Below are 26,394 nucleotides of genomic sequence, written 5' to 3'. Positions count from 1 at the left end.
CTAGCGCCAGTCGCCGCGCAGCGTCTGCACCATCTGCTGCAGCCCTTCAGGCGTGGCCGCCTCCGGCGACACCGGCTCGCCAACCACCAGCTCCAGCCGGTTCAGGATGCCGCGCCGGAACGGCCGCGACATCGCCGGCGCGCCCTTGCGCGAGAAAAAGCTGCCCCACAGCCCGCGCAGCGCCATCGGCACCACTGGCACGGGCGTGCGGCGGATGATCTGCTGCACGCCCTGCTTGAACGGATTGATCTCGCCGTTGGCGGTGATCTTGCCCTCCGGGAAGATGCAGACCAGGTCGCCGTCCTGCAGCGCGCCGGCCACGCTGTCATAGGCGCGCTTGAGCATGTCCGGGTCTTCATGCGCGGGCGCGATCGGGATCGCCTTGGCCTGCCGGAAGAACCACGACATCAGCGGCACCTTGAAGATGCGGTGATCCATCAGGAAACGCACCGGGCGCGGGCTGCACGCCATCAGCACCACCGCGTCGGCAAAGCTGACATGGTTGCAGACCAGCACGGCGGGACCGTCCGCGGGAATGCGATCGGCATTGATGCGGCGCAGCCGGTAAATGGTGTGGACCAGGATCCAGGCGATAAAGCGCAGCAGGAACTCGGGCACCAGCGAGTAAATATAGACCGCCACCACCGCATTGAGCAGCCCCACCACCAGGAACAGCTGCGGGATGGTGTAGCCGGCCTGCGTCATCGCCACGCCCAGCAGCGACGCGGCGATCATGAAGAAGCTGTTCAGGATATTGTTGGCCGCGATGATGCGCGCGCGGTGCGTCGGTGCGCTGCGGCTCTGGATCAGCGCGTACAGCGGCACGCTGTAGAAGCCGCCGAACATCGCCAGCAGGAACAGGTCGGCCAGCACGCGCCAGTGGCGCGGCTCGGCCAGGAAGCCGCCCAGGCCGCTGAGCGTGGCCGCGGCCTGGCCCTGGCTGGCAAAGTACAGGTCCACCGCGAACACCGTCATGCCGATCGAGCCGAACGGCACCAGCCCGATCTCGACATGGCGCCCCGACAGCCGCTCGCACAGCAGCGAGCCGGTGCCGATGCCCAGCGAGAACACGGCCAGCAGCAGCGTCACCACGTTCTGGTCGCCGCCCAGCACATCCTTGGCGTAGCTGAAGAACGAGGTCAGGAAGGTGGCACCGAGGAACCACAGCCACGAGATGCCGAGCAGGCTCAAGAACACGGTGCGGTTGCCGCGCGCCAGCATCAGGTTGCGCCAGGTTTCCGAGAACGGGTTCCAGTTGATGCGCAGCTCGGGCTGCGGCGCCGGCGAGACCGGGATCCGGCCCGACACCACCCGCCCCGCCACCGCGATCGCCACGCAGACCGCGCCCACGTACATCGGCCCCACGATCGTGCCGCCCTGCTGCAGCCCGGCCAGCTCGCCGCCGACCAGCGTGCCCAGCAGGATCGCGACAAAGGTGCCCATCTCCACCAGGCCGTTGCCGCCGACCAGTTCGCGCTCGTCCAGGTGCTGTGGCAGGTAGGCAAACTTGACCGGTCCGAACAGCGTGGAATGCAGGCCCATCAGGAAGGTGCCGGCATACAGCAGCGTTGCGCTGTGCCAGGCAAAGCCGGCCAGGCCCAGCACCATGATGGCGATTTCGAGCGATTTGACCAGCCGGATCAGGCGCGACTTTTCGAGCTTGTCGGCAATCTGGCCGCTGGTGGCGGAGAACAGCACGAACGGCGCGATAAAGATGGCCGAGATCAGGAACGCGGCGCTGCGCGCATCCACGCCCTCGAACAGCGCCGTGTGGTAGGTCACCAGCGAGGTGAAGGCGACCTTGAAGACGTTGTCGTTCATCGCCCCGAGGAACTGGGTCCAGAAGAACGGGGCGAAGCGGCGCTCGCCGAGCAGTCGGAACTGGCTGTGTTGGCTCATGGATGGGCCGGTCGGTCGGGAGGACCGCCGTGGAAATGGAAACACCGGCAAGTTTGCCGGAGCCGGAAACCGGCCGCCATCCTGCCACCGCCGCGCGGCCGCGCGGCGTCACTCGAAACAAAATTCGAAGGAAGCTTCAGTCAGGGCACCGTCCGCCGCGCCCAGGCGCCGCCCGGACGGCGTGGCGCTGTCAGTCGGCGCGCTCTTCCGGCCAGTCGCGGATATAGGCCTTGAGCATCTGGTTCTCGAAGCTCTGGTCTTCCACCACCGCCTTGGCGACGTCGTAGAAGGAAATCACGCCCATCAGCGTGCGGTTGTCGAGCACCGGCATATAGCGGGTGTGACGCGCCAGCATCATGCGGCGCACCTCGTTGACGTCCGTTTCCATAGTGCAGGTCACCGGCGCATCGTCCATCACCTTGCGGATGCTGGTGTTGCCGACGCTGCCGTTGTTCTTGGCCAGCGTCTCGATGATCTCGCGGAAGGTCAGCATGCCGACCAGGTCGCCGTACTCCATGACCACCAGCGAGCCGATATCGTGCTCGGCCATGGTATGGACGGCGACCAGCAAGGAGGTGTCAGGCGTCACGGTGAAGAGCGTATTGCCCTTGATCTGCAGGATGTCGCTGACTTTCATGTTGGTCTCCGCTGCCGTGCTGAAGTATTCGCTGGAGGCATCGCCGCGATGATGGAGGCGCTGCCGGTCGCTTCGTTATCTGTCTATGGGTGTGCGGGCCGGGATGCCCGCGCGTCCTTCCGTTTGGCCGATCCTAGCCCAAACCCGGCGGCAAAGTAAAGCAGGAGGCCGGTTTGCGGGCCGCGCCACCCCCTGCCGGGCGGGCGATGCTACGATGCTGGCCGGAGACAACTACAGGCCGACCGACCATGTCCGGAACCAGATTCGATACGCTGGCGCTGCACGCCGGCGCCGCGCCCGACCCCGCCACCGGGGCCCGCGCCACCCCGATCCACCTGACCACCTCCTTCGTCTTCCGCGACAGCGAGCACGCCGCATCGCTGTTCAATATGGAGCGCGCCGGTCACGTCTATTCGCGCATCTCAAACCCCACCGTGGCGGTGCTGGAAGAGCGCATTGCCGCGCTGGAGAACGGCGCCGGCGCGATCGCCACCGCTTCGGGCCAGGCCGCGCTGCACCTGGCGGTCGCCACGCTGATGGGCGCCGGCTCGCATGTGGTGGCGTCGTCGGCGCTGTACGGCGGCTCGCATAACCTGCTGCACTACACGCTGCGCCGCTTCGGCATCGAAACCACCTTCGTCAAGGCGCGCGATATCGACGCCTGGCGCGCCGCGATCCGCCCCAATACCCGGCTGCTGTTCGGCGAGACGCTGGGCAACCCGGGGCTCGACGTGCTGGACATCCCCACGCTGGCCCAGCTCGGCCAGGACCACGGCATCCCGCTGCTGGTCGACTCCACCTTCACCACGCCCTACCTGCTGCGGCCGTTCGATCTCGGCGCCGGCCTGCTCTACCACTCCGCCACCAAGTTCCTGGGCGGCCACGGCACCACCATCGGCGGCGTGCTGGTGGAAGGCGGCACCTTCGATTTCGAGGCCTCGGGGCGCTTCCCCGAGCTGTCCGAGCCCTACGAGGGCTTCCACAACATGGTGTTCACCGAGGAAAGCACGGTGGCGCCGTTCCTGCTGCGCGCGCGCCGCGAAGGCCTGCGCGACTTCGGCGCCTGCATGAACCCGATGGCCGCCTGGCAGCTATTGCAAGGTGTCGAGACGCTGCCGCTGCGCATGAGCCGCCATGTCGACAACACCCGCAAGGTGGTGCAGTTCCTGGCATCGCATCCGATGGTGGAGTCGGTGTCGTATCCCGAACTGGAATCGCACCCGGACTACGAGCTGGCCAAGCGCCTGCTGCCACGCGGCTGCGGCGCGGTGTTCAGCTTCAACCTGAAGGGCAACCGCGCCGCCGGCCAGCGCTTTATCGAAAACATGTCGCTGTTCTCGCACCTGGCCAACGTGGGCGACGCGCGCTCGCTGGTGATCCACCCGGCCTCGACCACGCACTTCCGCATGGACGCGGCAGCGCTGCAGTCGGCCGGCATCACCGAGGGCACGATCCGGCTGTCGATCGGGCTGGAAGACCCGGACGATCTGGTCGACGATCTCAAGCGCGGCTTGAAGGCGGCAGAGAAGGCCATGAGCGCGTCCACTGGCGGCAAGGGAGGTGCCTGATGGAACTCAACGTCGCAGGCCAGACGGCCTACGCCTATACCGGCGGCAAACCCTTCGATCCTGCCCTGCCCTGCGCCGTGTTCGTGCACGGCGCGCAGAACGACCACAGCGTGTGGGCGCTGCAGACGCGCTGGTTCGCCAACCACGGCTTCTCGGTGCTGGCGGTAGACCTGCCCGGCCATAACCGCAGCAAGGGCGCGCCGCTGGCCACGGTCGAGGCCATGGCGGACTGGGTGATGGCGCTGGTGGCCGCCGCCGGGGTCAAGGCGCCGGCTTTCGTGTTCGGCCACAGCATGGGTTCGCTGATCGCGCTGGAATGCGCGGCGCGGCATCCGCAGGCGGTGCGGGGCATCGCCCTGCTCGCCACCGCCTATCCGATGAAGGTTTCGGACGCGCTGCTCGAGGCCTCGCTCAATCGTGAGGACGAGGCCATCGCCATGGTCAATACGTGGTCGCATTCGAGCCTGGCCAACAAGCCGTCGTCGCCGGGGCCAGGTGCGTGGATGCAGGGCGGCAGCCAGCGGCTGATGGAGCGCGTGGCGCGCAACAACCCGCAGGCGCATGTGTTCCACAACGATTTCTCGGCCTGCAACGCCTATGCCCACGGCGAAGAGGCGGCGGCCGCGCTGGCCTGCCCGGCGCTGTTCATCACCGGCAGCAAGGACCTGATGACCTCGCCCAGGGCGGCACAGGCGCTGGCCGGCAAGATGGCGAAGGCCAGCCTGGTCTCGGTGCCGTGCGGCCACGCGATGATGGGCGAACGGCCCGATGAGGTGCTGGACGCGCTGGCCGCGTTCGCGCGCAAGGTGGTCGCCGCGGGCTGATGCTGCCCGGATGGCTTGCCGGCCACGCCGGCGGCCATCCTCGCCCCACCCCGGCAGAAGGTCTACACTGCACAAAACAAGACCCGCCGGAGACAGCCATGGCCCACGCCCGCGCGCGCGAGTTCGAGAACTTCGCGGCCTTCTATCCCTACTATCTGAGCGAGCACCAGAACCGCACCTGCCGGCGGCTGCATTTCGTCGGCACGAGCGTCGCGCTGCTGTGCCTGGTGGCGCTGGTCGTTACCGGCAATGCCTGGTGGCTGCTGGCCGCGGCGGTCTCGGGCTATGCCTTTGCCTGGGTCGGGCATTTCGGCTTCGAGAAGAACCGGCCTGCCACCTTCCGCCATCCGATCTACAGCCTGATGGGCGACTGGGTGATGTACGCCGATATCTGGCGCGGCAGGATTCCGTTCTAAGACAAACTCACCGTCATTCCCAAGGTTTAAACCTGCCCGTGCCATCCCGGCGGCACCACCTCCAGCGTGCGCCGCTGCGGCGCCGCGCCCGTCTCTTCTATCCCCTGCCCCGGCGCGCCTTCCGGCCACTGCCCGAACACCGCTTCCAGCGTCTGGTCCAGCTGCGGGTTGTCGAGCATCGCCCTGAGCGTCTGCGCGCCGCGCAAATGCTGGGCCAGCGCCGTGCGCGGCAACCGCGGCAGATTCAGCACCAGCCGGTCATGCAGCATGCGCAGCGTCACCTGCGACGGGTCGCACAGCAGCGCCCAGTGCGCCTGCCCGCGCTCCTGCTGCAGCCGGCCGATCAGGTGCATGGCCTTGAGCTTGCCCAGCAGCCCAGCAAGATAGTCGGCCTCGACCCGCAGCTTGCGGCTCAGGTCCAGTTCGCCGACGCTGCGCGGCACCTCGTCGCGGGCGCGGTAGAGCAGCAGCAGCACGCCCAGCGCATCGAAAAACTCGCTGCCGGCAAAGGTGCGGCGGCGCCAGTAGCCATGCCGTACCACCGGCAGGTTGGCGGCGATGGTGGCACCCAGCAGCGTCACCAGCCAGCTCAGGTAGATCCACAGCAGGAAGAGCGGCAGCGCGGCGAAGGTGCCATAGACCGCGGTATAGGTCGGGATCTGCGTGATGAAGTAGCCGAAGCCGCGCTTGGCGAACTCGAACGCGATCGCCGCGACCACACCGGCCACGATGGCGTCGCGCCACGCCACATAGGCGTTGGGCACCGCCGTGTACAGGAAGGCAAAGGCCAGCGCCGACAGCACCACCGGCGTGGCGCTCACCAGCAGCCCGACGCCGAGCGGCATATGGCCGACATAGCCCGCCGAGATCGAGATCAGGTATGAGCTGATCGACAGGCTGGCGCCGATCAGCACCGGACCGAAGGTCAGCACCGCCCAGAACACCAGCACCCGCTGCGCCAGCGGGCGGCGCTGCTTGACGCGCCAGATCGCGTTGAGCGCGTCTTCCACCGTCAGCATGGTCAGCACCGACGTGACCATCAGCCCCGCCAGGCCCATCGCGGTCAGCCCGCGCGCGCTCTTGGCGAACATGCCGAGGTAGCGCTGGATCGATTCGCTGACGTTGCCCGGGATCAGGTTCTGGAACAGGAACGCCTCGATGGCGTTGCGGAAATCGCGGAACACCGGGAACGCGGCCAGCAGCGCGAACGCCACCGTCAGCACCGGCACCACGGCCAGCACGGTGGTGAATGTCAGGCTCGCGGATACCTGCGGCAGCCGGTCTTCGGCGGCGCGGCGCAGCGCGTAGCGCGCCAGGGCGCGCACCTTCTGCAGGTTCCACTCCCTGCGCAGGCGGGCAACGCGGTTACCAGGCATGCGGCATCAACCTCCTTGTCGGATATGGGGTTCAATAGTCGACAGATGCCCCGGCAGAACGTCGGGCAGGCAGGCTTGCGCGGGGGCGCATCTATAATACGCGCATTGTTTCCGGCACTTCCGGCACCTGCGCCGCCCCTTTCACAGGCGGCCCCACCCTCCACCGCCGGCCATCCCGCTCCATGACCGACATCCTCGTCCTGTACTACAGCCGCTACGGCAGCACCCGCAAGCTGGCGGAACTGATCGCCACCGGTATCGACAGCGTCCCTGGCGCCCAGGCCCGGCTGCGCACCGTGCCGCCCGTCTCCACCGTGTGCGAGGCCACCGCGCCCGATATCCCGGCCGAGGGCCCGCCCTATGCCGAGCTGCGCGACCTGGAGGAATGCGCCGGCCTCGCGCTGGGCAGCCCGACCCGCTTCGGCAATATGGCCGCGCCGATGAAGTACTTCCTCGACGGCACCGTGGCGCAGTGGCTGTCGGGCACGCTGACCGGCAAGCCCGCCTGCGTCTTCACCGCCACCGGCAGCCTGCACGGCGGGCAGGAGACCACGCTGTTGTCGATGATGCTGCCGCTGCTGCACCACGGCATGCTGATCATGGGCCTGCCCTATTCGGAGAAGGGCCTGATGACCACCACCTCGGGCGGCACGCCCTACGGCCCCAGCCACCATGCCCACGCCGACAACCGCGGCCCGGTGACCGAAGACGAATCGGCGCTGGCGATGGCGATGGGCCGCCGGCTGGCGCAGGCAGCGCTGCGCCTGAAGGGGGCCGCTGCATGACCGCCGCGTCCGACAGCGACCAGGCGCTGCACAGCCCCTGGCTGTACCGGCTCAGCGTGGGCAGCCTGATTGCGCTGCTGCTGCTGTGCATCGCCTGGGAATGGTTCCTGGCGCCGCTGCGCCCGGGCGGCTCGTGGCTGATCATCAAGTTCCTGCCGCTGCTGCTGCCGCTGCGCGGCGTGCTCTCGCGCAACCGCTACACCATGCAGTGGTCGTCGATGCTGATCCTGCTGTTCTTCACCGAAGGCATCGTGCGCGCCACCAGCGACCGCGCGCCCTCTTCCACGCTGGCGTGGGTGGAGGTAGCGCTGACGCTGGTGTTCTTCGTCAGCACCATCCTGTACCTGCGGCCGTACAAGCGCCGCGCCCGCGCCGCCACCAGGGCCGCCGCGCGCAAGCCCTGAATACCAGCCTCCGCCCTCGAGCCATGACCGCATCCCAAGACTCCTTCCTCGCCCTGTGCCGCGCCGCGCTGGGCGCGCAGCATGTACTGACCGATGCCGCCGACAAGGCGCCCTACCTGACCGACTGGCGCAAGCGCTATACCGGCGAGGCGCTGGCGGTGCTGCGCCCCGGCACCACCGAGGAAGTCGCGGAAGCGGTCCATGCCTGCCATGCGCGCCAGGTCGCGGTCGTGCCGCAGGGCGGCAATACCGGCCTGTGCGGCGGCGCCACGCCGGTGGCGGGCCAGGCTTCGGTGGTGATCTCGCTGCAGCGGCTGAACCGCATCCGCCAGGTCGACCCGCTCAACAACACCGTCACCGTCGAGGCCGGCGTGGTGCTGCAGCACCTGCAGGAGGTGGCGCGCGAGCACGGCCGGCTGTTCCCGCTGAGCCTGGCGGCCGAAGGCAGCTGCACCATCGGCGGCAACCTGTCGACCAACGCCGGCGGCACCGCGGTGCTGCGCTACGGCAATACGCGCGAGCTGTGCCTGGGGCTGGAGGTGGTAACGCCGTCGGGCGAGATCTGGCACGGCCTGCGCGGGCTGCGCAAGGACAATACCGGCTACGACCTGCGCGACCTGTTTATCGGCGCCGAAGGCACGCTCGGCGTCATCACCGCGGCGGTGATGAAGCTGTTCCCGCTGCCGCGCGCCTCGGTCACCGCGCTGGCCGCGGTGCAGAGCCCGCGCGCCGCGCTGGCGCTGCTGGCGATCGCGCAATCCCACGCGGGCGCGATGCTGACCGGCTTCGAGCTGATGTCGGCGCTCAGCATGACGCTGGTGACGCGGCACTACCCGCAACTGCGCTACCCGTTCACCGACATCCACCCGCAACTGGTGCTGATGGAGCTGTCCGACAGCGAAAGCGAAGACCACGCGCGCGGCATCTTCGAGACGCTGATGACGGCCGCGTTCGAGGCCGGCGTGGTCGCCGACGCCGTGGTGGCGGAATCGGTGCAGCAGTCGCGCGACTTCTGGAACCTGCGCGAGCATATCCCGCTGGCGCAGGTGGAAGACGGCAAGAACATCAAGCACGATATCGCCGTGCCGGTATCGCGCGTGGCGGACTTTATCGAGACCACCGACGCGCTGCTGCAGAACGCCTTCCCGGGCGCGCGCATGGTGACCTTCGGGCATCTGGGCGACGGCAACCTGCACTACAACGTGTCGCCGCCGGAAGGCGTCGACCATGACGCCTTCCTGGCCAACCAGGAACAGGTCAACCGCATCGTCCACGACAGCGTGCGCTCGCACTGCGGCTCGATCTCGGCCGAGCATGGCCTGGGCCAGCTCAAGCGCGACGAGATCCGCCACTACAAGAGCGAGGTGGAGCTGCGCATGATGCGCGCGATCAAGGGCGCGCTGGATCCGCAGGGACTGATGAACCCGGGCAAGGTGCTCTGAGCCTCCTTTGCTCGCTCCCGGTCAGCGCGGCCGCGCCAGCGCTTCGCGGATATATGCGGCCACGCTTTCCAGCAGCAGGTCGAGATGGCTGCGCAGCACCGTGTAGCCGTCATGCGTCACGAATCTCGCCTCATCCATGTACAACGCGCGGTTGATCTCGATCTGCAGGCTGTGCCGCGCGCGCGCCGGATCGCCATACCTCGCAACCAGTTCCGCGCCCTTGTACGGCCAGTTGATGCCGACCCGGTAACCCAGGCCGCGCAGGCATTGCGCCACCACGTCGACAAAGCCCGCCGAGCAGCTCGCCCCGTCGCGGTTGCTGACGACAAAGTCCGGACGCTCGGCGCCGTTGTCGATATTCATCGCGTTGCCCCGCGATTTCATCGAATGGCAGTCGATATGCCACACCGCGCCGAAGCGCGCGTGATGCGTCGCCAGCAGCCCGGCGAGCGCGGCGTGGTACGGATCGTAGTAGGTCTTCAGCAGGTGCTCGGCCATGCCGGGCGCCAGCGGCACCGCATAGACCGGCACGCCCGGCAGCGCCAGACGGCGCAGCACGCCCATGCCGCGGGCGGCCTTGTCGCTCGGTTGCACGGCATAGGGCATGGCGCCGTCGATCAACTCAGGATCGATATCGTCGCGGGCGCGGTTGACATCGACCAGCCAGCGTGGAAAGCCCGCGCACAGCAGCGTGCCGCCGACCGCCGGCGTGTGCGCGAAGAGCTGGTCGACATAGGCGTCCCAGCCCGTCATTAACGCTTCGGGCGGCGCGGCCAGCGGCAACGCCTCGGCGCAGGTCAGCCCGCTGTGCGGGGAATCGGCCACCAGCGGCAGCGCGCCGCTGGCTGGCTTGTGCAGCGTGTAAGGCAACACCATCGTCAGAACTTGTGCTGGATGCCGATGCCGACCGTGGTCACGGTATCGCCCGGCTTGTTCGAGTTGGGCTCCTCGCGGTCGAAGAACACATAGGGCATGGTGCGCTTGCTCAGGCTGTAGGCGTACCCGGCCTGCACTTTCTTGAGCCGGCCCTGCGGGTCGCGCTGCACCGCGCGCTCCATGTAGTTGACGATCACGCTGTGCGCGCCGTACGGCACGCTGAAGCCGACCAGCCAGTACGGCACCTCGGTCCTGTTCGCCGCCGTGGCGGCGTAGCGGTCGCGCCCGTAGATGCCGTAGACGTTGACCACGGTGAAGTTGTAGGAAGCGGCCGCCTGCACCTTGTCGCGGAAGTCGTTGGCCGCCAGCCCGCCCGCCCTGGCATCGCGCGAATAACCGATGCCCGCGGCGAAATTGCCGATGGCGTAGTTCACGCCGACGTCGTACTGGCGGAAGTCGTCCTCGGCCTTGACTGGTGAATTCACATTGGGCGTCGCCGGATCCGGCCCCGCGAGGTTCACGCGCGCCCGCATCGAGAAGCCACCGAAATCCGGCGTCATATAGCCGAGCGCGTTGGACACGCGGTTGCGCGCATTCAGCACCTTGGTGCCGATCGCGGTCGCACCGGCATCGTGGATGACGAAGTCAACGTTCTGCGTGACCTGCGAATAGATCGGCGAACCGACGATGGTCGCCGAATCCAGCCGTCCCAGCGCCACCGCGCCGAAGCCGCCGCGCAAGCCGACGAAGGCATTGCGGAACTGCGGATTGGTGGCCATGCCGTTATCGACGCCAAAGCCCTGCTCCAGGCCGAATGCGGCGGTCAGGCCGCCGCCCAGGTCTTCGCTGCCGCGCATGCCCCAGCGCGAGGCGTTATCGGCCAACTGGGTGGCGGAGCCGCCCGGCCCCTTCTGGTATTCGATGTCGGTATCGATTCGCCCGTACAGCGTCACCGCTGCCTCGGGCCCCGCCGACAGCAGCGCCAGCGCGCCGCCGATGCAGGCGCGCCCGAACGCACCGTTCCTTCGATTGCAAACCATGCCTGTCCTCCCTTTTCTTGTTGGCCATGCACAAGCTCCCCTTATGGGCTTCCCCTCTGCCGCGTAGCTACCGGCCCAGGCGCGAACGGTCCCCGCCATTCCACGCGAGCGGGATGGCAACCATGAATCGGAGGGAACGCCGCGACGCGGCCGGCGCGGCTATCTAGTCATTCAGGTGGCAGGCGGACAGCCGTCCGCCGATATCGCGCAGCACCGGTGCCTCGGCCGCGCAGCGCGCGCTGGCATGCGGGCAGCGCGGATGGAAGGCACAGCCGGTCGGCGGCGCCAGCGGGCTGGGCAGCTCGCCCTGGACCGGCTGGTGGCGGAGGGGGCTTCCGCCCAGCCGTGGCGCATCGGCCAGCAGCGCACGCGTATAGGGATGGTTCGGCGCGGCGAATACCGTGCGTGCATCGCCGGTCTCGACGATGCGGCCCAGGTACATGATCACCACGCGGTCAGACATGTGCTCCACCACCGCCAGGTTGTGGCTGATAAAGACGTAGGTGAGTTCGTGCTCGCGCCGCAGCTGCATGAACAGATTGACGATCTGCGCCTGCACCGATACGTCGAGCGCGGACACAGCCTCATCGCAGATCAGCAGCCGCGGGCGCAGCGCCAGCGCCCGCGCGATCGCCACGCGCTGGCGCTGCCCGCCGGAAAACTCGTGCGGGAAGCGCTCGGCGTAGCTGGCATCGAGCCCGACCTGCTGCAGCAGGTCGCCGGCAAACGACTCGGCCCGCGCGCGCCGCACCATGCCGTGGTAGACCGCGCCCTCGGTAATGGCCTGGCCGATGCGCAGCCGCGGATTGAGCGAGCCATAGGGATTCTGGAACACCATCTGCACCGCGCGGTGATAGCTGCCTGCCGAGGTATCGGCGCGCCGGCCTTCCCAGGCGATCTCGCCATCGGTCTGCGGCAGCAGGCCGGCCAGCATGCGGCCCAGCGTGGACTTGCCACAGCCGGATTCGCCCACCACGCCCAGCACCTCGCCCGTGCGCACCTGCAGCGAGACATCATCGACGGCATGCACCGCCTGCACCGGCTTGCCGGCCATGCGCGCCAGCAGGCCGGGCTTCAGCGGGAAGCGTTTGTGCAAATGGCGCGCTTCGAGCATCACGGTCATGCGGCCTCCAGCGGATAAAAGCAGCGCAGCGTCCGGCCGCGCACGGTGGTTTCGTCCGGTGCCTGGCGACACGCGTCTTGCGCCCGCGTGCAGCGCGGCGCGAAGGCGCAGCCCGGCGGCAGTGCGGCCAGCGACGGCGCGGCGCCCGGGATCGCGCGCAGGGTTGCGCCGCGCAACGCGGGCGTGGGCAGCGAATCGAGCAGGCCGCGCGTGTACGGATGCATCGGCCGCGCAATCAGGTCGGCAACCTTGCCCTGCTCGACCACCCTGCCCGCGTACATCACGCAGACACGGTCTACCAGGTCCTTGACCACCGCCAGATCGTGGCTGATCCAGATGGCCGCGGCGCCGGTCTCGCGCACCAGCCGCTTCATCTCGAAGAGGATCTGCGCCTGGATGGTGACGTCGAGCGCGGTGGTGGGTTCGTCGGCGATGATCAGGTCGGGCCGGTTGATCAGGGCGTTGGCGATCGCCACGCGCTGGCGCATGCCGCCGGACAGTTCATGCGGATAGGCGCGCATGCGTTCGCGCGGGGCCGCAATCCCCACGCGCTCCAGCGCATCGGTAGCCTGGTCGAGCGCCTGCGCGCGGGTGCGGCGGTGATGGACCCGCACCGTTTCTGCGAGCTGGTCGCCGACGCGCATCACCGGGTTCAGCGACATCATCGGATCCTGGAACACCATCGCGATGCGGTCGCCGCGTAGCGCCTGCCACTGGCGCGGCGAGCATGCCAGCAGCTCCTGCCCCTTGAAGCGTACCGAGCCGCCGGTAATGCGCCCGGGCGGATCCAGCAGGTTCATCAGCGAGAACGCCGTCACCGACTTGCCGGAGCCCGACTCGCCGACGATGCCGAGGATCTCGCCGGCCTCCAGCGCGAACGATACGTTGTCGACCGCTTTCACCGCGCCTTGCGCAAGCTCGAACGTGGTGCTCAGTCCGGAGACTTCCAGCAGTGCCATGGGATCTCCCTACTTCAGCCGTCCAGCCGCGGATTCAGCACGCGGCGCAGGCGGTCGCCCACCAGGTTGATCGAGCCGATCAGCAGCACCAGCGCCACGCCGGGGAAGATGCTGATCCAGTATTTGTTCGACAGCATGTACTCGAAGCCATTGGCGATCAGCATGCCCAGCGACGGCTGCGTGCGCGGCAAGCCGATGCCGAGGAAGCTCATGGTCGCTTCCAGCGTGATCGCATGCGCGATCTGCAGCGTGGCGGTCACCACCAGCGGCGCCATGCAGTTGGGCAGGATATGGCGGAACATCACGCGCAGCGCCGGCAGTCCCTGCCCCAGCGCAGCCTCGACATATTCCTTGCGGCGCTCCACCTGCGCCGCGCCGCGCACGGTGCGCGCAAAGTAGGCCCATTGCACGATCACCAGCGCCAGCAGCGTCTTGTCCACGCCCTGCCCCAGCACCGCCAGCAGGATCAGCGCGACCAGCACCGCCGGCAGGCTGAGCTGCAGGTCGACCACGCGCATGATCGCGGCATCGACGATCCCGCCGAAGTAAGCCGCGGCGAGCCCCACCGCGCTGCCCGCCATCAGCGCCACCACCGCGCTGACCACGCCCACGCCCACGCTGATGCGGATGCCGTGGACGATGGCGCTGACCAGGTCGCGCCCGGCGCCATCGGTGCCGAGCCAGTAGCGCGCGCGGCCATCGTAGCCGGCGCTGCCCGGCGGCAATTCGGCATCGATCACCGACACCGTGGCGAGGTCATACGGATCCTGCGGGCTGACCACGTCGGCCAGCAGCGCGAGCAGCACCAGCGCCAGCAGCACCGCCACTGCGGCCGCCCCGACGCGGCTGGCAACGAAGCGCCGCAGCAGCGTGGGCCGCGCCGGGGCAGGCGTGCCAGCGACGGGGACGGCCGGTGCGGTTGGTGCGGCAGCGGGCGGCAGCGCCGGCACGGCGGGGTCGGTTTCGGAAACAGGCAGGGACATCGATGGTTCTCGTTGTTCTGTAGCGATGGAGGTGATCGGCAGCGCTTGCCCGTTATGCCGCCTTGTGCCGCAGCCGCGGGTCGAGCACCACGTAGAGCAGGTCGACCACCAGGTTCAGCACCACGAACAGCACCAGCGTGACCAGCAGGTAGGCCACCACCACCGGGCGGTCCAGCGCCAGCACCGAATCGATGATCAGCTTGCCCATGCCCGGCCACGAGAACACCGACTCGGTCACCACCGAGAAGGCGATCAGGTGGCCGAACTCCATCCCGACCACGGTCACGATCGGGATCAGCACGTTGGGCACCACGTGGCGCAGCACCAGCCGCGCGCCGCCCACGCCCTTGGCGCGGGCAAAGCGGATGTACTCCTGCCCGGCCACCTCGCGCGTGCCGGCCTCGGCCAGCCGCGCCACCAGCGAGATCTTGAACAGCGACAGCGTCAGCGCCGGCAGCAGCAGGAAGCGGATGCCATCCCAACTGGTCACCGACAGCGGCACGCCGAGCACCGTGCTGACCGGCCCGCGTCCGCCCGACGGCAGCCAGCCCAGGTTCACCGAGAACACCAGGATGCCGATCATGCCGACCCAGAAGGTGGGCATGATCACGCCGCCCAGCGAGCAGGCCATCAGCGCGCGCGCCAGCCGGCTGTGCGGCCGCAGCCCGGCAAACACGCCCATCGGGATGCCGATGGCCAGCGACAGCAGCAGCGCGGTCACCGCCAGCTCCAGCGTGGCCGGCACGCGGCTGACGATCAGCTCGATCGCGGGCCGGTCATAGACGAAGGATTCGCCCAGGTCGCCGCGCAGCGCGCCCTGCACGAAGCGCAGGTACTGCCGCGGCATCGGCAGGTCGAGGCCGAGCGCGTGGCGCGCTTCGGTAATCTCCTGCTCGGTGGCGGTGGGACTGACCAGCAGGTGCACCGGATCGCCGATCAGGTTGACCGCGCAGAAGGTCAGCACCGACATGATCCACAGCACCAGCAGGCTCTGCAGCAGCCGTTTGAACAGGGTTTCGAGCATGATGGTCGGATGCCGGTCAGGGTTTCTGCGCCATGCGCGGGGCCGGGCGGATATTGCCCGCGTAGGTGAAGCCGTCGCTGCGCGGCTGCACCGCGAGCCCGTCGCGATAGGCCCAGGTGGCGCGCAGGTGATGCAGCGGCACGATGCCGGCATCGGCGGCCAGCGTTTCGGCCGCGTGCCGCTGCATCTGTTCGCGCGGGGCCGGCGCCATGGTGCGCATGGCCTGCCCGATCAGCGCATCGACCGCCGGGTTGGCATAGCCGCTGCGGTTGTTGGCGCCCAGCCCCGCGGCCTTGTCCTGCGCATGCGCCACCGCCACCAGCGGCTCGAGCGAATCGCCGCTGACCGCGCCGATGCCCAGCATGAAGGCGCTGAACTCTGGTTTGCCGCCCTCCCCGCCCGAGGTGGCGCGGGTGATAAAGACCGAGTACGGCAGCGTGCGCACCTCGGTACGGATGCCGGCGCGGGTCAGCATCTGCCCCACCGCCTCGCAGCTCTTGGCGTCGTTCAGGTAGCGGTCGTTGGGGCAATGCAGCGTGAGCTGGAAGCCGTCGGGGTAGCCGGCCTCGGCCAGCAGGCGCCGCACCCGCGCGGCATCGGCGCGCGGCGCCGGCACCGCCGCGGAAAAGCCGAAGAAGCCCTGCGGCACCATCTGCCCGGCCGGCACCGAATCGCCCTTGGTGACCCGCGCGGCGATCAGCTCGCGGTCGATCGCCAGGCTGATGGCCTGCCGCACCCGCGCATCGCGCAACGGATTGGCGGCCAGCGGCCGGCCCGCGTGGTCCTGCACATAGGGCGACACCGCGCGCGCCTGGTCAAGCTGCAGGTAGTTGAGCATGTACGACGTGGCCGACACCGTGCGGATGCGGCCGTCCGTGCGCGCAAAAGCTTCCGCGATGCTGGCCGACGAGGCATCGATCACATCCACCAGCCCCGACAGCAGCGCCGACGCCCGCGCCGGCTCCTTGGGAATGAACTGGAACACCACGCGCTCCCACGGCTGCGCCCCGCCCCAGTAGCCGGCATGGCGCGCCAGCGTCAGCTGCTGGCCATGCTCCCACGCTACCAGCCGGTACGGGCCGGTGCCGATGGCCGCGCTGCCGTGGGCGAAGTCCGCCTCGCGCACCGCCTTGCCGAGCGAGCGCGGCAGCATCGCCACCATGCCGAGGTTCTGCGGCAGCACCGGGTTGGGTGCCTTGGTGCGTACGCGCAGCGTCAGCAGTCCGGCCACTTCCACCGCGGCCACCGACTTCAGGTAGGTGCGGAACGTGCGCGCGCCGGGCAGCTTCAGCGCGCGCTCGATCGAATAGCGCGCATCCTCCGCCGTGAAGGGCTCCCCGTTGCTGAAGCGCACGTCGGGCCGCAGCTCGAATTCCCAGGTCCGGTCGTCGAGCTGCCGCCATGCCGTCGCGAGCAGCGGCACCGGGCGCAGCGCGTTGTCCAGGCCCACCAGCGTCTCGTACACATGCCCCCACAGGTTGCGGCCGGCGGCATCGAGCACGTGCGGATCGGCGGCGCTGATCTCGGCCTTGTAGCCGATGCGCAGGTCGGTGGCGTGGGCGCTCTGCAGGCTGGCCAGGCATGCCAACGCGGCCAGGATGCGCGCGGCCAGGCTCTTGAAGGGGACGTGGTAGTTCGGCGGTCGAAACATTGTTTCATTCACTGATACGGTGTATCGAAGAATAAGACAGAGAACGCCATGCCGATAAGCGGGGTTTACCCGGCGGGACATTGTTGGCAGACAAAGGCAAAGCGGCGCCGAAGCGCCGCTTTTCACTGACTACCTGTTGAAGAAATACCGCCTGGTTTCGAACCACCGATTGGTTGCTCCCTCTCCCGCAAGCGACGCGTGCGGGAGAGGGTTGGAGTGAGGGCAGACGGGTCAAAGGCTGACGCCCGTGGGTGTAAACCGTTGGCCTTGCTTCAGGTGTTCCTGGCTAAACCACCCCCTCACCCCAACCCTCTCCCCCTGAGGCCCTGAGGGGAGAGGGAGAACACCTTGCTCAGGCCAGCTCGGGCGGCTTTGGAGCACCCAAAGACGTTGGCCCTGCTTGACGGGGTTCCTAACTCGTAGCCCTCTCACCCCCCGCCATACCCCAGCGCCCGCGACAACGTAGCCGCCTCCGCCACCACCATCGCCACATGCCGGTCCAGCGCCTGCTGCGTAGTCCGGCTGGCAGGACTGGCGATGCTCAGCGATGCCACCGCCGCGCCGCTGTGGTCGCGCAGCGGCGCCGCGGCGGAGACGGCGTCGGCATCGCGCTCGCCCACCGATACGGCATAGCCGGCGGCGCGGATCGCCGCCAGTTCGTCGCGCAGCTTCTGCGGCTCGACGATGGTCTTGTCGGTGAAGCGCTCAAGGTGGTGCGCCAGCACCGCGTCCACCACTTCGGGCGCGGCATAGGCCAGCAACAGCTTGCCGGAGGCGCCAACATGCAGCGGCCGCCGGTTGCCGATCTCGGTATGCACGCGCACCGATTGCGTCGACTCATGCCGCGCCACGCAGACCGACTCCAGCCCGTCGCGCACGCGCACGATCACGTTCTCGCCGCAGGCCGCGCCGATCGCGGCCAGCCGCGGCTCCACCAGCTTGACCAGGTCGAACTGCTCGCGCGCGGCATTGCCCACCAGCAGCGCGTTGTAGCTCAGCTTGTAGACGGCGGCCGGCGACTCGCGCGCGATCAGCCCGCGGTGCTCCAGCGTGGTCAGCAGGCGAAAGGCACGCGCCTTGGTCAGCCCGGCCCGCCTGGCCAGTTCGGTCACGCCCAGCGACGGATGCTCGGCCACCAGCATCAGCAAACCCAGCGCTTCGTCCACCGCTTCAACGATGTAGGTCATCGATCCTTCTTGCAATGTTCAGAAATGTCCCATCGCGGATTGTAGCGGTCGCTGCAGACATCGGGGCCCTGGTGGCCGCTCCGGCCTCCTGCCGGCGCCTGCGGCTCGGGCGGATCATCATGTACGGGGCATTCTCCAGCCGTGAATTCCAGGAATGGGGCGGAACAAACCGGGCCAGAGCCCTGCACCGCTCATTGCAGCAACAGCCTGACGACATCGTCACCATCGATCAGCGGGGCCGTGCTCGAGCAGGCCATGGAGCGACAACGTCGGATCAGTATTCGAGAGTGAGGACGGACCGCGCCACCTTGCCTTCACGCAAATCGTCGAAGGCATCGTTGATCTGGCTCAGCGGCAACCGGCGCGAGATCATCTCGTCGAGCTTCAGCCGCCCGGACATGTAGAAGTCCACCAGCCGCGGCATGTCGACTGGGAATCGGTTGGAGCCCATGCGCGAGCCTTGCAGGTGCTTCGCGCAGTGCTTCGAGATGGTCCAGCAACTGCGCGGCAGCGCTGACAAGCGCCAAGTGGAAGGGGCGCGGCTGGCGCTGACGCACAACCCGGGCCTGGGCGGCGCCTGCGTCGTCACGCTGTACCAGAAGCACGCCTGAGCGCGTACCGAAACCGAGCCGGCGCACCAGACCGTGGAAGAACTCAAAGCGATGGGCGTGCAAGCGGTGGCGTGCGTGGGCAACGTCAGCGCGCCGGACTTTGCCGACCGCTTCATCAACACGGCGATGAGCAATTTCAAGAGCATCGACATCATCGTCAACAATGCCGGCTTCACCTGGGACGACGTGGTGCAGAAGATGAGGACGAGCAGTGGTACGCCATCCTCGACTGCCACATGACCGCACCGTTGCGCATCCTGCGCGCCGCCTACCCGCATATCAAGGCGCCGGCGACCGCCGACAAGAAAGCCGGCCGCGAGGTGTACCGCAAGATCGTCAATATCTCGTCGACGTCGGGCCTGAACGGCAACGCCGGGCACGCACATCGTTGCGGTATGCCAGCCGGGGGCCCCGGTACTTTGTGCGGTAGCCCAGATGGCTGAAAATGGGGGAGCAGGTCCGTGTACAGGCGAGTGGCGCTGGCCGGTTCAATCCGCCAGCGCCAGCGTCACCTGCTGCCGCAGTGCCGGCACCACCTCCGCTTCGAACCATGGATGCTGGCGCAGCCAGAAGCGGTTGCGCGGGCTCGGGTGCGGCAGCGGCAGGAAGCGCGGGAGATAGTCGGCATAAGCGGCAACGGTGTCAGCGAGGGTCGACCGGCTTGTGCCTTTCAGGTAATACGCCTGCGCGTGCCGGCCGATCAACAGCGTCAGGCGGAGCTCGGGCATGAAAGCCAGCAGCCGCGCATGCCACAGCGGCGCGCATTCGCGTCGCGGCGGCAGGTCGCCGTGGGCGCCCTTGCCCGGATAACAGAACCCCATCGGCACGATCGCCACCCGGCTGGCGTCATAGAACTGCTCACGCGTCAGTTGCAGCCAGGTCCGCAACAGGTCGCCGGAGGGGTCGTTCCACGGAATCCCCGTTTCATGGACGCGCCGCCCGGGCGCCTGGCCGACGATCAGCAGGCGTGCGCCGACGCTGGCGCGCACGACCGGGCGTGGCTCGTGTGGCAGCGTGCAGGCGCGGCAGTTGGAGATGTCGGCTAGCAGGCGGTCGAGTGGGGGAAGCGGGAGGGCTGGCAACGGGGCGTGGCGATCGGGGTTCGGAGTCTGATTGTAGGCAAGTCTGCGGGGGTTGGCGTGGGTGGATGCTGCTGAGCAAGCCGGCGGCGTCGCGATCTCTTGAGCTTGCGGCAACGCAGGACGACGCCGCTCGAACTACCACCGCCCGGTTCCCTCTCCCGCAAGCGGGAGAGGGCTAGGGAGAGGGCAGGACCTCGCAAACCAACATGCCGTATCGCCTGGCACGCGCCTGCCGCCACCTCAATCACCGGTACCCATTCCCCGGCGCATAACCGCCGCCACCGAATCCGCCCGATTCCGGTCACACGCCATCACAATGCCATCAGCAAACACCGGCAGCGCCAGCCGCGTCAGCACTTCTCCCGGCGGCGCTTCGATCACCACCTTCGCGCCATTGGCGTGGGCCAGCAGCATGGTTTCGTGCCAGCGCACCGGTGTCGCCATGTTCTGTGCAAGGTCTTCGCCGATCCGGCGCGGATCGCGCAGTTCGCGTGCCTTGCTGGCGCTGAAATAGCGCAGCGCTGGCGGCGACAGCGCCACGCCTGCGATGGCGTCGGCCAGTGTCCGCGCCGCGGCATCCAGCAGCGGACAGTGCGACGGGACGTGGATGGCCACCGGCCTGGCCGTCTGTGCGCCGGCGGCGAGCGCCAGCGCCGATACCTGCTCCAGCGCCGACAGCTTGCCGGCGATCACGATCTGCGTGGGTGCATTGAAGTTGGCCAGGTACACGGGCTGCTGCGGCGTGCAGATCTGCGCGACCAGCGGTTCGAGCCAGCCGCGGTCCAGGCCGATGATGGCCGTCATGCCATACCCGTGCGGATACGCGCGCTCCATCAGTTCGCCGCGCAGCCGCACCAGCCCGAGCGCATCGGCAAACGGCAGCACGCCGGCGCTGACCGCCGCCGCGTAGGCGCCGATGGACAGCCCCGCCACGGCGTCGGCGCTGGCGCCATGCGCAGCGAGGCAGCGCGTCATCGCCACGCCCGCGGTCAGCAGGCAAAGCTGGGTCCATACCGTCGATTGCAGGCTTGCCGGCGAGTCCACCCCAGCCACCGGCACCCGCAGCACATCCTCCGCCTCCTCCAGCACCGCTTTCACCGCCGGATGCGCCGGCAAGTCCTTCAGCATGCCGGGGCGCTGCGCGCCCTGGCCGGGGAAGGTCAACAGGATCTTCATGGCGCGGGTTGCCACGGATCGCTGCACAACCGCGGGCCGTGGTCGGTCTTCAGCAGCACCCTGCCGCCGCCGCGCAGTCGCTCCAGCAGCGAGAAGCCGCCGAACGGCGTCGCTACCTGGATGTCGATCCTGCCCGGCGCGGCGCGCTGCAGTTCGGCAAGCAGCGTGACGTGGTGCTCCGGCAGCGGTTGCGCGGACTGGACCACGAGGTCGAGGTCGCTGTCGGCATGCAGTACGTTGTGCGGGCACGCGAGCGAGAAGCCGGCGCTGCCGGTCACGCCCCACCGGATACCCGCCGCGTCGAGCCAGTCGGCGACGGCCTCGAGCGCGCGGATCGCGGCCAGCGTCGCCAGTTCCGGCCGGCGGTGCCATGCGCGCTGCGCGGCCAGTTCCATCGGCGTAACGACCTTGCCGATCGCCGCGGGAACGACCCACGTGCCGAAGCGCTCGGCGCGCGTGCGGCCGCGCAGGCCGACGGGGATCTCGCCGGGCCGGCGGCCATCGCGCCGGACCACCAGCGGCGTGTCGTGCAGCGCCGGCAGCAAGACCCAGTCAGGCAGGGCATCGCGCCCGAGGCTGCCGGCCGGATCGGCCAGCCAGACCAGGTCGTGCGGCGCCAGCGTGGCCGTGCTCAGCCCTGCCATTGCCGCGACAGGCACGCGCGCACCGCGGCCGACGCCTTGCGGTTGGCGCCAGCGCGCCGGCCCGACAGGTCGCGCGCCTGGTCGCGCGCGATGTCCGCCAGCGCGGACAGGATGGTGTCGCGCGCCAGGTGGACATCGGCGTCCACCGGTTCACTGGCCGACTCCACATCGATCAGCCGCCACAGGATGCCCAGCGTGGCAAAGTTCTCGATGTCATAGGCCATCGGCGGCACCGTTGCTGCCAGCGCTTCAAGGTCTTCGACCGTGCGCATGGTGATGCGGGCGGCGGCCTCCTTGCCCATCGCATGCACCTGCACGCCCCGGTCATTGAGCGCGATGATGCGATTGGCCTGGTAGCCATGCGCGAGGAAGGCCCCCGACATCGCGCGCCCGACGATCAGCGCCACCACCGGATGCCCGGCCAGCCGCGCATCGGCATAGGCGGCTACCGCCCCGGCCAGCGACTGATGGATGCCGAGCGCCTCTTCGCGCCGGCCGTAGGCCTGGCTGGGCGTATCGACGATCGCGACGATCGCGCGCTTGACCGCCGCGTGGCGATCCGCGTCGATGACCTCGCGCACGGCGCGCGCCAGCGACCAGCCTTCGAGCAGCCCGGCCTCGCCGTTGCGCGCACGCGGGAAGCGGCTGGCGGCATCGGGCACCAGCGCGATCCAGCGCACCGCGATGCCGGCGAGTTCGCCGTCGGCCACCGCGACCGAGCCGGGGAAGTCCGGCCGAGACGATGCCGCCGGAGCCAGTGCCTGCAGCCAGCGGGTGCCGCGGCTGGCTTCGCGTTCCGTTGCCGGAAGTTGTTGTGCGTTCATGCGTCGGTCCCCCGTGGAAACAGTGCCTGCACCGCGGCCGGCGTCGGCTGCACACTGGCGTCACAGGCTTGCAGCGCGGCCAGGTACTGCGCATGGCGCTCACTGCGATGGCTGGCGGCAACGGGGCCGCGCAGCAGCGTCGCAACCTGCTTGCGCATCGCATCGCAATCGTCGGCGACGTAGGCATCCGCAAACCCGGTGGCGACGCGTTGCGCGCCCCCGGTAAAGCTCCAGATAAACGGCCGGTCGCGCGAGTCATACTCGGCAATGCCTGCCTCCTGCTCGATCACGGCGGGCCCGTTCAGGCCCAGCCGCCCTTCCTGCGTCATCACCAGCGCGGTACACAGCCCGGCGGCGATCGACATGCCGCCAAAGCATCCCACCTGCCCCGCGATCACACCCACCACGGGCTGGTAGCGCCGCAGGTCGACGATGGCCGCATGGATATCGGCAATCGCGGCCAGGCCCAGGTTGGCTTCCTGCAGGCGCACGCCGCCGGTTTCCAGCAGCAGCACCGCGCGCGTCGGTTCGCCGCGGCGGTTGTCTTCGGCGGCCAGCTCCAGCGCGCCGGCGATCTTGGCGCCGCCGACTTCGCCCAGGCTGCCGCCCTGGAATGCCCCCTCGATCGCCAGCACCACCACCGGCATGCCGTCGATGCGGCCCTTGGCGACCACCACGCCGTCGTCGCTCTGCGGCACCACGCCCTGCGGCGGCAGCCAGGGCGATTGCAGGCCGTCGAACGGACCGGCCAGTTCGCGGAAGGTGCCCGCATCGAGCAGCACGCGCGCGCGCTCGCGTGCCCCCAGTTCGATAAAGCTGTCGCGTGCCAGCAGTGCCTCGGTGTTCATGCCCCTTTCCCCTGTTGCTGCGCGGCCAGCGCCTCGAAGGCTTCGGCCAGCCGCATGCCGACCACGCCCGGCGTGGCGCCGAAATCGTGGATGCGGATCTGCATCGATGCCCGCGGCTCGGCCGCGAAGACACGCGACAGCTGCGCATCCCAGACCCGGCTGTAGCCATTGACCGAGGTGGTAACGTCCACCGTGGTCACGCCGCCGCTGCCGGGCTCGACCAGCACCTCGAGGTCGCCCGACCCCACCACGCCCACCAGCACGCGCGCCGTCGCAGGCTGGCCTGCCGGAAATTCAAATCGCAGTTGTTCCATCACAGTCCCCTGAAGTCGTGGCCGCCGGCATCGCCATCGCGTGCCAGCCGGTCGAGGAAAATCGTCGCGGCCAGCAGGTCGGCCGCGCCACCAGGCGAAGCGCGCTGCGCCAGCATGCCGGCATCGAGGCTGCGCAGGTGGCGCCGTCCGGCCACCGTGCCCGCGCCGCCGGCCGACAGCACCGCCCTCGCGCCCGCCTGCATGTAGTCCAGCCCCTTGCGCCCGGACCGCGCCAGCACGCAGGTATCGTCGAGCTCGCTCATCAGCGCGAGCAGCGCATTGAGCCGGGCCGTCGCTTCGCCATCGCCGCGCGCGCGGCTGCGCTGCAATGCCGGCAGCGCCAGCCGCATCACGTGCGGAAAGCCGGCGCGGGCCTGCGCCCTTGCGCCGCCCACGCCATAGGCCAGGCAGGCGAGCTCGCCCTTGTTGCCCGTCACCGCGGGCCGATGCCGGTCCGGCAGCGCCGCAATGGCGCCCGCCGTGGCGCTGATCGCCGCCGCGCTCGCACGCTGCCCGGCGGCACTGACCTGCGCCGCCGCACCGACCAGCAAGCCGATGCACCAGATCGCACCGCGATGCGTATTGACGCCGCCGGTGGTGGCCAGCATCACCGCCTCGGCCTCGCGGCCAAGGGCGCCCAGCCGTTCGCGCAGCCCGTACGCAAGCCGCGGCGCCCGCAGGCCGGCATCGGCCATGGCCGCGAACGACGGCCCCAGCGACTGCGCGGACCGCAGCATCAGCGGCAACGTCAGGTCGGCATGCGCACCGCTGCCGCGGCTGTCGACCAGGCCGGGCTTGGGCGACAGGCGTGCTTCTTCGACGATGGCGTCGACGGCCAGCCCGGCCAGCGCCTGCGCGCGCGCGCAGGCCAGTGGCGCCGTTAGTTGGATTCTTGCCGCTGCGCCCGCCATTACCAGCTCCTGAAGCGGGCCGGCGGCGCGTACAGCCCGCCGGACCAGTCGACCAGGTCGGCCATGCTCTTGGCGGCCAGGAGGCTGCGCGTGGCCTGGCTGCGCTGCACGCCCAGGTCTTCGGGCAGCGCGATCAGGCCGTCGCTGCGCATCCGGCGCGTGGTGGCGGGGTCATGCTTCATGCCGATCGGCGTGACGCCGGCCACCGCGGCGATCATCCGGCGCCGCTGTTCCAGCGATTGCGCCTTGTACAGGTAAGCGATGCCTTCCTCGGTCAGCACGTGCGTCACGTCGTCGCCGTAGATCATTACCGGCGCCAGCGGCATGCCGCTTTCGCGCGCGACATCGACCGCGTCCATCGATTCGACGAAGGTGGGCTTGCCGCCCGCCTGGAAGGTCTCGACCATCTGCACCACTAGCTTGCGGCCGCGCGCGAGCGGGTCGTCGGTTTCGATCAGGTCCAGCCAGGCCGGCGTCGGATGCCGCCGCCCGCCCGGCTGGTGGCCCATGTTGGGCGCACCGCCAAAGCCGGACAGGCGCCCGCGCGTCACCGTCGACGAATGCCCGTCGCCGTCGATCTGCAGCGTCGAGCCGATAAACAGGTCCACCGCGTACTGGCCGGCAAGCTGGCAGAACGCGCGGTTGGAACGCATCGAGCCGTCGGCGCCGGTGAAGAACACATCCGGCCGCGCGGCGACATAGGCTTCCATGCCCAGTTCGCTGCCAAAGCTGTGCACGCTCTCGACCCACCCGGTCTCGATCGCGGGGATCAGTGTCGGGTGCGGGTTCAGGGTCCAGTACTTGCAGATCTTGCCCTTCAGCCCCAGCGATTCGCCGTAGGTCGGCAGGATCAGTTCGATCGCCGCCGTGTTGAAGCCGATGCCATGGTTGAGCGACTGCACCTGGTGGCGCTCGTAGATGCCGCGGATCGCCATCATCGCCATCAGCACGTGGACCGGCTTGATCAGCCGCGGGTCGCGCGTGAACAGCGGTTCGCAGAAGAACGGCTGGTCGGCCTGCACCACGTAGTCGATCCAGGAGCCCGGTACGTCCACGCGCGGCAGGCCGCTGGGGTCGTCGACGATCTCGTTGACCTGCGCAATCACCAGCCCGTCGCGAAAGGCGGCGGCCTCCACCAGCGCCGGTGTGTCCTCCGTGCTCGGGCCGGTGTAGAGATTGCCGTCGCGATCGGCCTTGTAGCCGGCGATCAGCACGACATTGGGCACCAGGTCCACATACAGCCGCGCGTACAGCTCGATATAGGTGTGGATCGCCCCGACTTCGAGCTGGCCGTCCTCCAGGAACTGCGAGATGCGGATGCTCTGCGCGCCGGCGTACGAGAAATCCAGCTTGCGCGCGATGCCGCGCTCGAAGAGATCCAGGTGCTCGACCCGGCTGACGCTGGGGATGATCATATGCAGCGCATTCACGCGCGCGGGATCGACCTGCGCCAGCGAGCGCGACAGGAAGTCCGCCTGCTTCTGATTGTTGCCTTCCAGCACCACGCGGTCGCCGGGAAGCAGCACGGCCTCCAGGAACGGCACGATGTCGCTGGTCGGCACCAGCTTGCCGTCGGCAATGGCGGCGCCTTGCTGCTTGCGGCGCGCCTTGGCTTCCCTGCGAGTGTTCCATTGGCGGGCCGTACTGGTCGTGGTCATCGCATCTCCGGCTGTAGTCTGTCTGATGGCACCACCTTAAACAGGTGGTGCCAACCGAACAATCACGCCGGGGAAGGAACCGTTACGCTGGCCGGAAGCGACGCCGGCAGCAAGCGGGAAGCGGCCCCGGCG

General features: G+C 68.9%; 26 protein-coding genes and 2 pseudogenes. 8 read left to right on the top strand and 20 right to left on the bottom strand.

Translation table 11 applies throughout. The features are described 5' to 3' along the window. Complete coding sequence (locus AB1I47_RS11655) at window positions 1-1,899, bottom strand: MFS transporter (RefSeq protein WP_354683910.1); 1,899 nt, start codon at window positions 1,897-1,899, stop codon at window positions 1-3. A 190-nt stretch (window positions 1,900-2,089) separates the two neighbouring features. Then, window positions 2,090-2,536 (bottom strand): CBS domain-containing protein, encoded by a 447-nt coding sequence (locus AB1I47_RS11650; RefSeq protein ID WP_354683909.1) that lies wholly within the window; start codon window positions 2,534-2,536, stop codon window positions 2,090-2,092. A gap of 248 nt (window positions 2,537-2,784) precedes the next feature. Between AB1I47_RS11650 and AB1I47_RS11645 the strand changes: the two genes are divergently transcribed. From AB1I47_RS11645 to AB1I47_RS11635, 3 genes are all read left to right on the top strand, one after another. Continuing rightward, window positions 2,785-4,104: an O-acetylhomoserine aminocarboxypropyltransferase gene (locus AB1I47_RS11645; RefSeq protein WP_354683908.1), complete on the top strand. Its 1,320-nt coding sequence runs from the start codon at window positions 2,785-2,787 to the stop codon at window positions 4,102-4,104. Continuing rightward, window positions 4,104-4,928: an alpha/beta fold hydrolase gene (locus AB1I47_RS11640; protein WP_354683907.1), complete on the top strand. Its 825-nt coding sequence runs from the start codon at window positions 4,104-4,106 to the stop codon at window positions 4,926-4,928. Before AB1I47_RS11645 ends, AB1I47_RS11640 begins: the two co-directional genes overlap by 1 nt. 98 nt (window positions 4,929-5,026) lie before the next feature. Then, window positions 5,027-5,344 (top strand): Mpo1-like protein, encoded by a 318-nt coding sequence (locus AB1I47_RS11635; RefSeq protein WP_354683906.1) that lies wholly within the window; start codon window positions 5,027-5,029, stop codon window positions 5,342-5,344. A 26-nt stretch (window positions 5,345-5,370) separates the two neighbouring features. Here the strand turns inward: AB1I47_RS11635 and AB1I47_RS11630 are convergent, their stop codons facing one another. Continuing rightward, window positions 5,371-6,720 carry a YihY family inner membrane protein gene (locus tag AB1I47_RS11630; protein ID WP_354683905.1) on the bottom strand — a complete coding sequence of 450 codons (1,350 nt, stop codon included), beginning with the start codon at window positions 6,718-6,720 and terminating at the stop codon, window positions 5,371-5,373. A 182-nt stretch (window positions 6,721-6,902) separates the two neighbouring features. Between AB1I47_RS11630 and wrbA the strand changes: the two genes are divergently transcribed. From wrbA to AB1I47_RS11615, 3 genes are read left to right on the top strand one after another with little or no spacing between them, the layout of a single operon-like run. Further along, window positions 6,903-7,505, top strand: coding sequence for an NAD(P)H:quinone oxidoreductase (gene wrbA, locus AB1I47_RS11625; protein WP_354683904.1), 603 nt, complete (start codon window positions 6,903-6,905; stop codon window positions 7,503-7,505). After that, window positions 7,502-7,909: a DUF2069 domain-containing protein gene (locus AB1I47_RS11620; protein ID WP_354683903.1), complete on the top strand. Its 408-nt coding sequence runs from the start codon at window positions 7,502-7,504 to the stop codon at window positions 7,907-7,909. The genes wrbA and AB1I47_RS11620 overlap by 4 nt, the downstream gene beginning before the upstream one ends. Window positions 7,910-7,932: 23 nt before the next feature. Then, the gene (locus AB1I47_RS11615) at window positions 7,933-9,351 is read left to right on the top strand and encodes an FAD-binding oxidoreductase (RefSeq protein WP_354683902.1); all 1,419 of its coding nucleotides are present in this window, start codon (window positions 7,933-7,935) and stop codon (window positions 9,349-9,351) included. A 21-nt stretch (window positions 9,352-9,372) separates the two neighbouring features. On the opposite strand, the gene AB1I47_RS11610 is transcribed toward AB1I47_RS11615, so the two are convergent. The 9 genes from AB1I47_RS11610 to AB1I47_RS11570 all read right to left on the bottom strand — a co-directional run bounded on the left by AB1I47_RS11610 (window position 9,373) and on the right by AB1I47_RS11570 (window position 18,645). Then, window positions 9,373-10,227, bottom strand: coding sequence for an N-formylglutamate amidohydrolase (locus AB1I47_RS11610; RefSeq protein ID WP_354683901.1), 855 nt, complete (start codon window positions 10,225-10,227; stop codon window positions 9,373-9,375). A 2-nt stretch (window positions 10,228-10,229) separates the two neighbouring features. Then, window positions 10,230-11,267, bottom strand: coding sequence for a porin (locus AB1I47_RS11605; protein WP_354683900.1), 1,038 nt, complete (start codon window positions 11,265-11,267; stop codon window positions 10,230-10,232). 163 nt (window positions 11,268-11,430) lie between these two features. After that, window positions 11,431-12,390 (bottom strand): ABC transporter ATP-binding protein, encoded by a 960-nt coding sequence (locus AB1I47_RS11600; protein WP_354683899.1) that lies wholly within the window; start codon window positions 12,388-12,390, stop codon window positions 11,431-11,433. Continuing rightward, entirely contained in the window at window positions 12,387-13,349 is a 963-nt protein-coding gene (locus AB1I47_RS11595; protein WP_354683898.1) for an ABC transporter ATP-binding protein, read from the bottom strand. The genes AB1I47_RS11600 and AB1I47_RS11595 overlap by 4 nt, the downstream gene beginning before the upstream one ends. Window positions 13,350-13,363: 14 nt before the next feature. After that, entirely contained in the window at window positions 13,364-14,332 is a 969-nt protein-coding gene (locus AB1I47_RS11590) for an ABC transporter permease (RefSeq protein ID WP_354683897.1), read from the bottom strand. Between the two features lie 52 nt (window positions 14,333-14,384). Further along, the gene (locus tag AB1I47_RS11585; protein WP_354683896.1) at window positions 14,385-15,356 is read right to left on the bottom strand and encodes an ABC transporter permease; all 972 of its coding nucleotides are present in this window, start codon (window positions 15,354-15,356) and stop codon (window positions 14,385-14,387) included. A gap of 16 nt (window positions 15,357-15,372) precedes the next feature. Beyond that, on the bottom strand, window positions 15,373-17,007 hold the full coding sequence (locus AB1I47_RS11580) for an ABC transporter substrate-binding protein (RefSeq protein WP_354683895.1): 1,635 nt from the start codon (window positions 17,005-17,007) through the stop codon (window positions 15,373-15,375). 428 nt (window positions 17,008-17,435) lie between these two features. Continuing rightward, window positions 17,436-18,194 (bottom strand): IclR family transcriptional regulator, encoded by a 759-nt coding sequence (locus AB1I47_RS11575; protein ID WP_354683894.1) that lies wholly within the window; start codon window positions 18,192-18,194, stop codon window positions 17,436-17,438. A gap of 274 nt (window positions 18,195-18,468) precedes the next feature. Further along, complete coding sequence (locus AB1I47_RS11570) at window positions 18,469-18,645, bottom strand: hypothetical protein (RefSeq protein WP_354683893.1); 177 nt, start codon at window positions 18,643-18,645, stop codon at window positions 18,469-18,471. 22 nt (window positions 18,646-18,667) lie between these two features. On the opposite strand from AB1I47_RS11570, the pseudogene AB1I47_RS11565 reads away from it, so the two are divergent. Then, window positions 18,668-18,805 (top strand): annotated as a pseudogene (locus AB1I47_RS11565) (thiolase C-terminal domain-containing protein); the annotation flags it as partial. Window positions 18,806-18,814: 9 nt separating this feature from the next. Then, window positions 18,815-19,212: pseudogene (locus AB1I47_RS11560) on the top strand (SDR family NAD(P)-dependent oxidoreductase); the annotation flags it as partial. Between the two features lie 81 nt (window positions 19,213-19,293). Here AB1I47_RS11560 and AB1I47_RS11555 read toward each other — a convergent pair. The 8 genes from AB1I47_RS11555 to mdcA form a co-directional block, all read right to left on the bottom strand. After that, on the bottom strand, window positions 19,294-19,887 hold the full coding sequence (locus tag AB1I47_RS11555; RefSeq protein WP_354683892.1) for a uracil-DNA glycosylase family protein: 594 nt from the start codon (window positions 19,885-19,887) through the stop codon (window positions 19,294-19,296). Window positions 19,888-20,127: 240 nt separating this feature from the next. After that, window positions 20,128-21,063, bottom strand: a complete 936-nt coding sequence (gene mdcH / locus AB1I47_RS11550; protein ID WP_354683891.1) for a malonate decarboxylase subunit epsilon — start codon at window positions 21,061-21,063, stop codon at window positions 20,128-20,130. Then, on the bottom strand, window positions 21,060-21,722 hold the full coding sequence (locus AB1I47_RS11545) for a malonate decarboxylase holo-ACP synthase (RefSeq protein WP_354683890.1): 663 nt from the start codon (window positions 21,720-21,722) through the stop codon (window positions 21,060-21,062). The genes mdcH and AB1I47_RS11545 overlap by 4 nt, the downstream gene beginning before the upstream one ends. Next, complete coding sequence (gene mdcE / locus AB1I47_RS11540; RefSeq protein WP_354683889.1) at window positions 21,695-22,531, bottom strand: biotin-independent malonate decarboxylase subunit gamma; 837 nt, start codon at window positions 22,529-22,531, stop codon at window positions 21,695-21,697. Before mdcE ends, AB1I47_RS11545 begins: the two co-directional genes overlap by 28 nt. Further along, the gene (locus AB1I47_RS11535; RefSeq protein ID WP_354683888.1) at window positions 22,528-23,379 is read right to left on the bottom strand and encodes a biotin-independent malonate decarboxylase subunit beta; all 852 of its coding nucleotides are present in this window, start codon (window positions 23,377-23,379) and stop codon (window positions 22,528-22,530) included. The genes mdcE and AB1I47_RS11535 overlap by 4 nt, the downstream gene beginning before the upstream one ends. Further along, entirely contained in the window at window positions 23,376-23,693 is a 318-nt protein-coding gene (locus AB1I47_RS11530) for a malonate decarboxylase subunit delta (RefSeq protein WP_354683887.1), read from the bottom strand. The genes AB1I47_RS11535 and AB1I47_RS11530 overlap by 4 nt, the downstream gene beginning before the upstream one ends. Continuing rightward, on the bottom strand, window positions 23,693-24,604 hold the full coding sequence (locus tag AB1I47_RS11525) for a triphosphoribosyl-dephospho-CoA synthase (protein ID WP_354683886.1): 912 nt from the start codon (window positions 24,602-24,604) through the stop codon (window positions 23,693-23,695). Before AB1I47_RS11525 ends, AB1I47_RS11530 begins: the two co-directional genes overlap by 1 nt. Then, window positions 24,604-26,262 carry a malonate decarboxylase subunit alpha gene (gene mdcA, locus AB1I47_RS11520; RefSeq protein WP_354683885.1) on the bottom strand — a complete coding sequence of 553 codons (1,659 nt, stop codon included), beginning with the start codon at window positions 26,260-26,262 and terminating at the stop codon, window positions 24,604-24,606. The genes AB1I47_RS11525 and mdcA overlap by 1 nt, the downstream gene beginning before the upstream one ends. Between the last annotated feature and the right edge of the window lie 132 nt (window positions 26,263-26,394).

It is taken from the genome of Cupriavidus necator (assembly GCF_040578825.1).
GTDB lineage: Bacteria > Pseudomonadota > Gammaproteobacteria > Burkholderiales > Burkholderiaceae > Cupriavidus > Cupriavidus necator_E.
This window is presented reverse-complemented; position numbering and strand designations above follow the sequence as displayed.

What these genes read in the sequence shown, in the direction of transcription:
- AB1I47_RS11655 (WP_354683910.1), bottom strand. Translation starts at nt 1,899, where the DNA reads ATGAGCCAACACAGCCAGTTCCGACTGCTCGGCGAGCGCCGCTTCGCC.
- AB1I47_RS11650 (WP_354683909.1), bottom strand. Translation starts at nt 2,536, where the DNA reads ATGAAAGTCAGCGACATCCTGCAGATCAAGGGCAATACGCTCTTCACC.
- AB1I47_RS11645 (WP_354683908.1), top strand. Translation starts at nt 2,785, where the DNA reads ATGTCCGGAACCAGATTCGATACGCTGGCGCTGCACGCCGGCGCCGCG.
- AB1I47_RS11640 (WP_354683907.1), top strand. Translation starts at nt 4,104, where the DNA reads ATGGAACTCAACGTCGCAGGCCAGACGGCCTACGCCTATACCGGCGGC.
- AB1I47_RS11635 (WP_354683906.1), top strand. Translation starts at nt 5,027, where the DNA reads ATGGCCCACGCCCGCGCGCGCGAGTTCGAGAACTTCGCGGCCTTCTAT.
- AB1I47_RS11630 (WP_354683905.1), bottom strand. Translation starts at nt 6,720, where the DNA reads ATGCCTGGTAACCGCGTTGCCCGCCTGCGCAGGGAGTGGAACCTGCAG.
- wrbA (WP_354683904.1), top strand. Translation starts at nt 6,903, where the DNA reads ATGACCGACATCCTCGTCCTGTACTACAGCCGCTACGGCAGCACCCGC.
- AB1I47_RS11620 (WP_354683903.1), top strand. Translation starts at nt 7,502, where the DNA reads ATGACCGCCGCGTCCGACAGCGACCAGGCGCTGCACAGCCCCTGGCTG.
- AB1I47_RS11615 (WP_354683902.1), top strand. Translation starts at nt 7,933, where the DNA reads ATGACCGCATCCCAAGACTCCTTCCTCGCCCTGTGCCGCGCCGCGCTG.
- AB1I47_RS11610 (WP_354683901.1), bottom strand. Translation starts at nt 10,227, where the DNA reads ATGGTGTTGCCTTACACGCTGCACAAGCCAGCCAGCGGCGCGCTGCCG.
- AB1I47_RS11605 (WP_354683900.1), bottom strand. Translation starts at nt 11,267, where the DNA reads ATGGTTTGCAATCGAAGGAACGGTGCGTTCGGGCGCGCCTGCATCGGC.
- AB1I47_RS11600 (WP_354683899.1), bottom strand. Translation starts at nt 12,390, where the DNA reads ATGACCGTGATGCTCGAAGCGCGCCATTTGCACAAACGCTTCCCGCTG.
- AB1I47_RS11595 (WP_354683898.1), bottom strand. Translation starts at nt 13,349, where the DNA reads ATGGCACTGCTGGAAGTCTCCGGACTGAGCACCACGTTCGAGCTTGCG.
- AB1I47_RS11590 (WP_354683897.1), bottom strand. Translation starts at nt 14,332, where the DNA reads ATGTCCCTGCCTGTTTCCGAAACCGACCCCGCCGTGCCGGCGCTGCCG.
- AB1I47_RS11585 (WP_354683896.1), bottom strand. Translation starts at nt 15,356, where the DNA reads ATGCTCGAAACCCTGTTCAAACGGCTGCTGCAGAGCCTGCTGGTGCTG.
- AB1I47_RS11580 (WP_354683895.1), bottom strand. Translation starts at nt 17,007, where the DNA reads ATGTTTCGACCGCCGAACTACCACGTCCCCTTCAAGAGCCTGGCCGCG.
- AB1I47_RS11575 (WP_354683894.1), bottom strand. Translation starts at nt 18,194, where the DNA reads ATGACCTACATCGTTGAAGCGGTGGACGAAGCGCTGGGTTTGCTGATG.
- AB1I47_RS11570 (WP_354683893.1), bottom strand. Translation starts at nt 18,645, where the DNA reads ATGGGCTCCAACCGATTCCCAGTCGACATGCCGCGGCTGGTGGACTTC.
- mdcH (WP_354683891.1), bottom strand. Translation starts at nt 21,063, where the DNA reads ATGAAGATCCTGTTGACCTTCCCCGGCCAGGGCGCGCAGCGCCCCGGC.
- mdcE (WP_354683889.1), bottom strand. Translation starts at nt 22,531, where the DNA reads ATGAACGCACAACAACTTCCGGCAACGGAACGCGAAGCCAGCCGCGGC.
- AB1I47_RS11535 (WP_354683888.1), bottom strand. Translation starts at nt 23,379, where the DNA reads ATGAACACCGAGGCACTGCTGGCACGCGACAGCTTTATCGAACTGGGG.
- AB1I47_RS11530 (WP_354683887.1), bottom strand. Translation starts at nt 23,693, where the DNA reads ATGGAACAACTGCGATTTGAATTTCCGGCAGGCCAGCCTGCGACGGCG.
- AB1I47_RS11525 (WP_354683886.1), bottom strand. Translation starts at nt 24,604, where the DNA reads ATGGCGGGCGCAGCGGCAAGAATCCAACTAACGGCGCCACTGGCCTGC.
- mdcA (WP_354683885.1), bottom strand. Translation starts at nt 26,262, where the DNA reads ATGACCACGACCAGTACGGCCCGCCAATGGAACACTCGCAGGGAAGCC.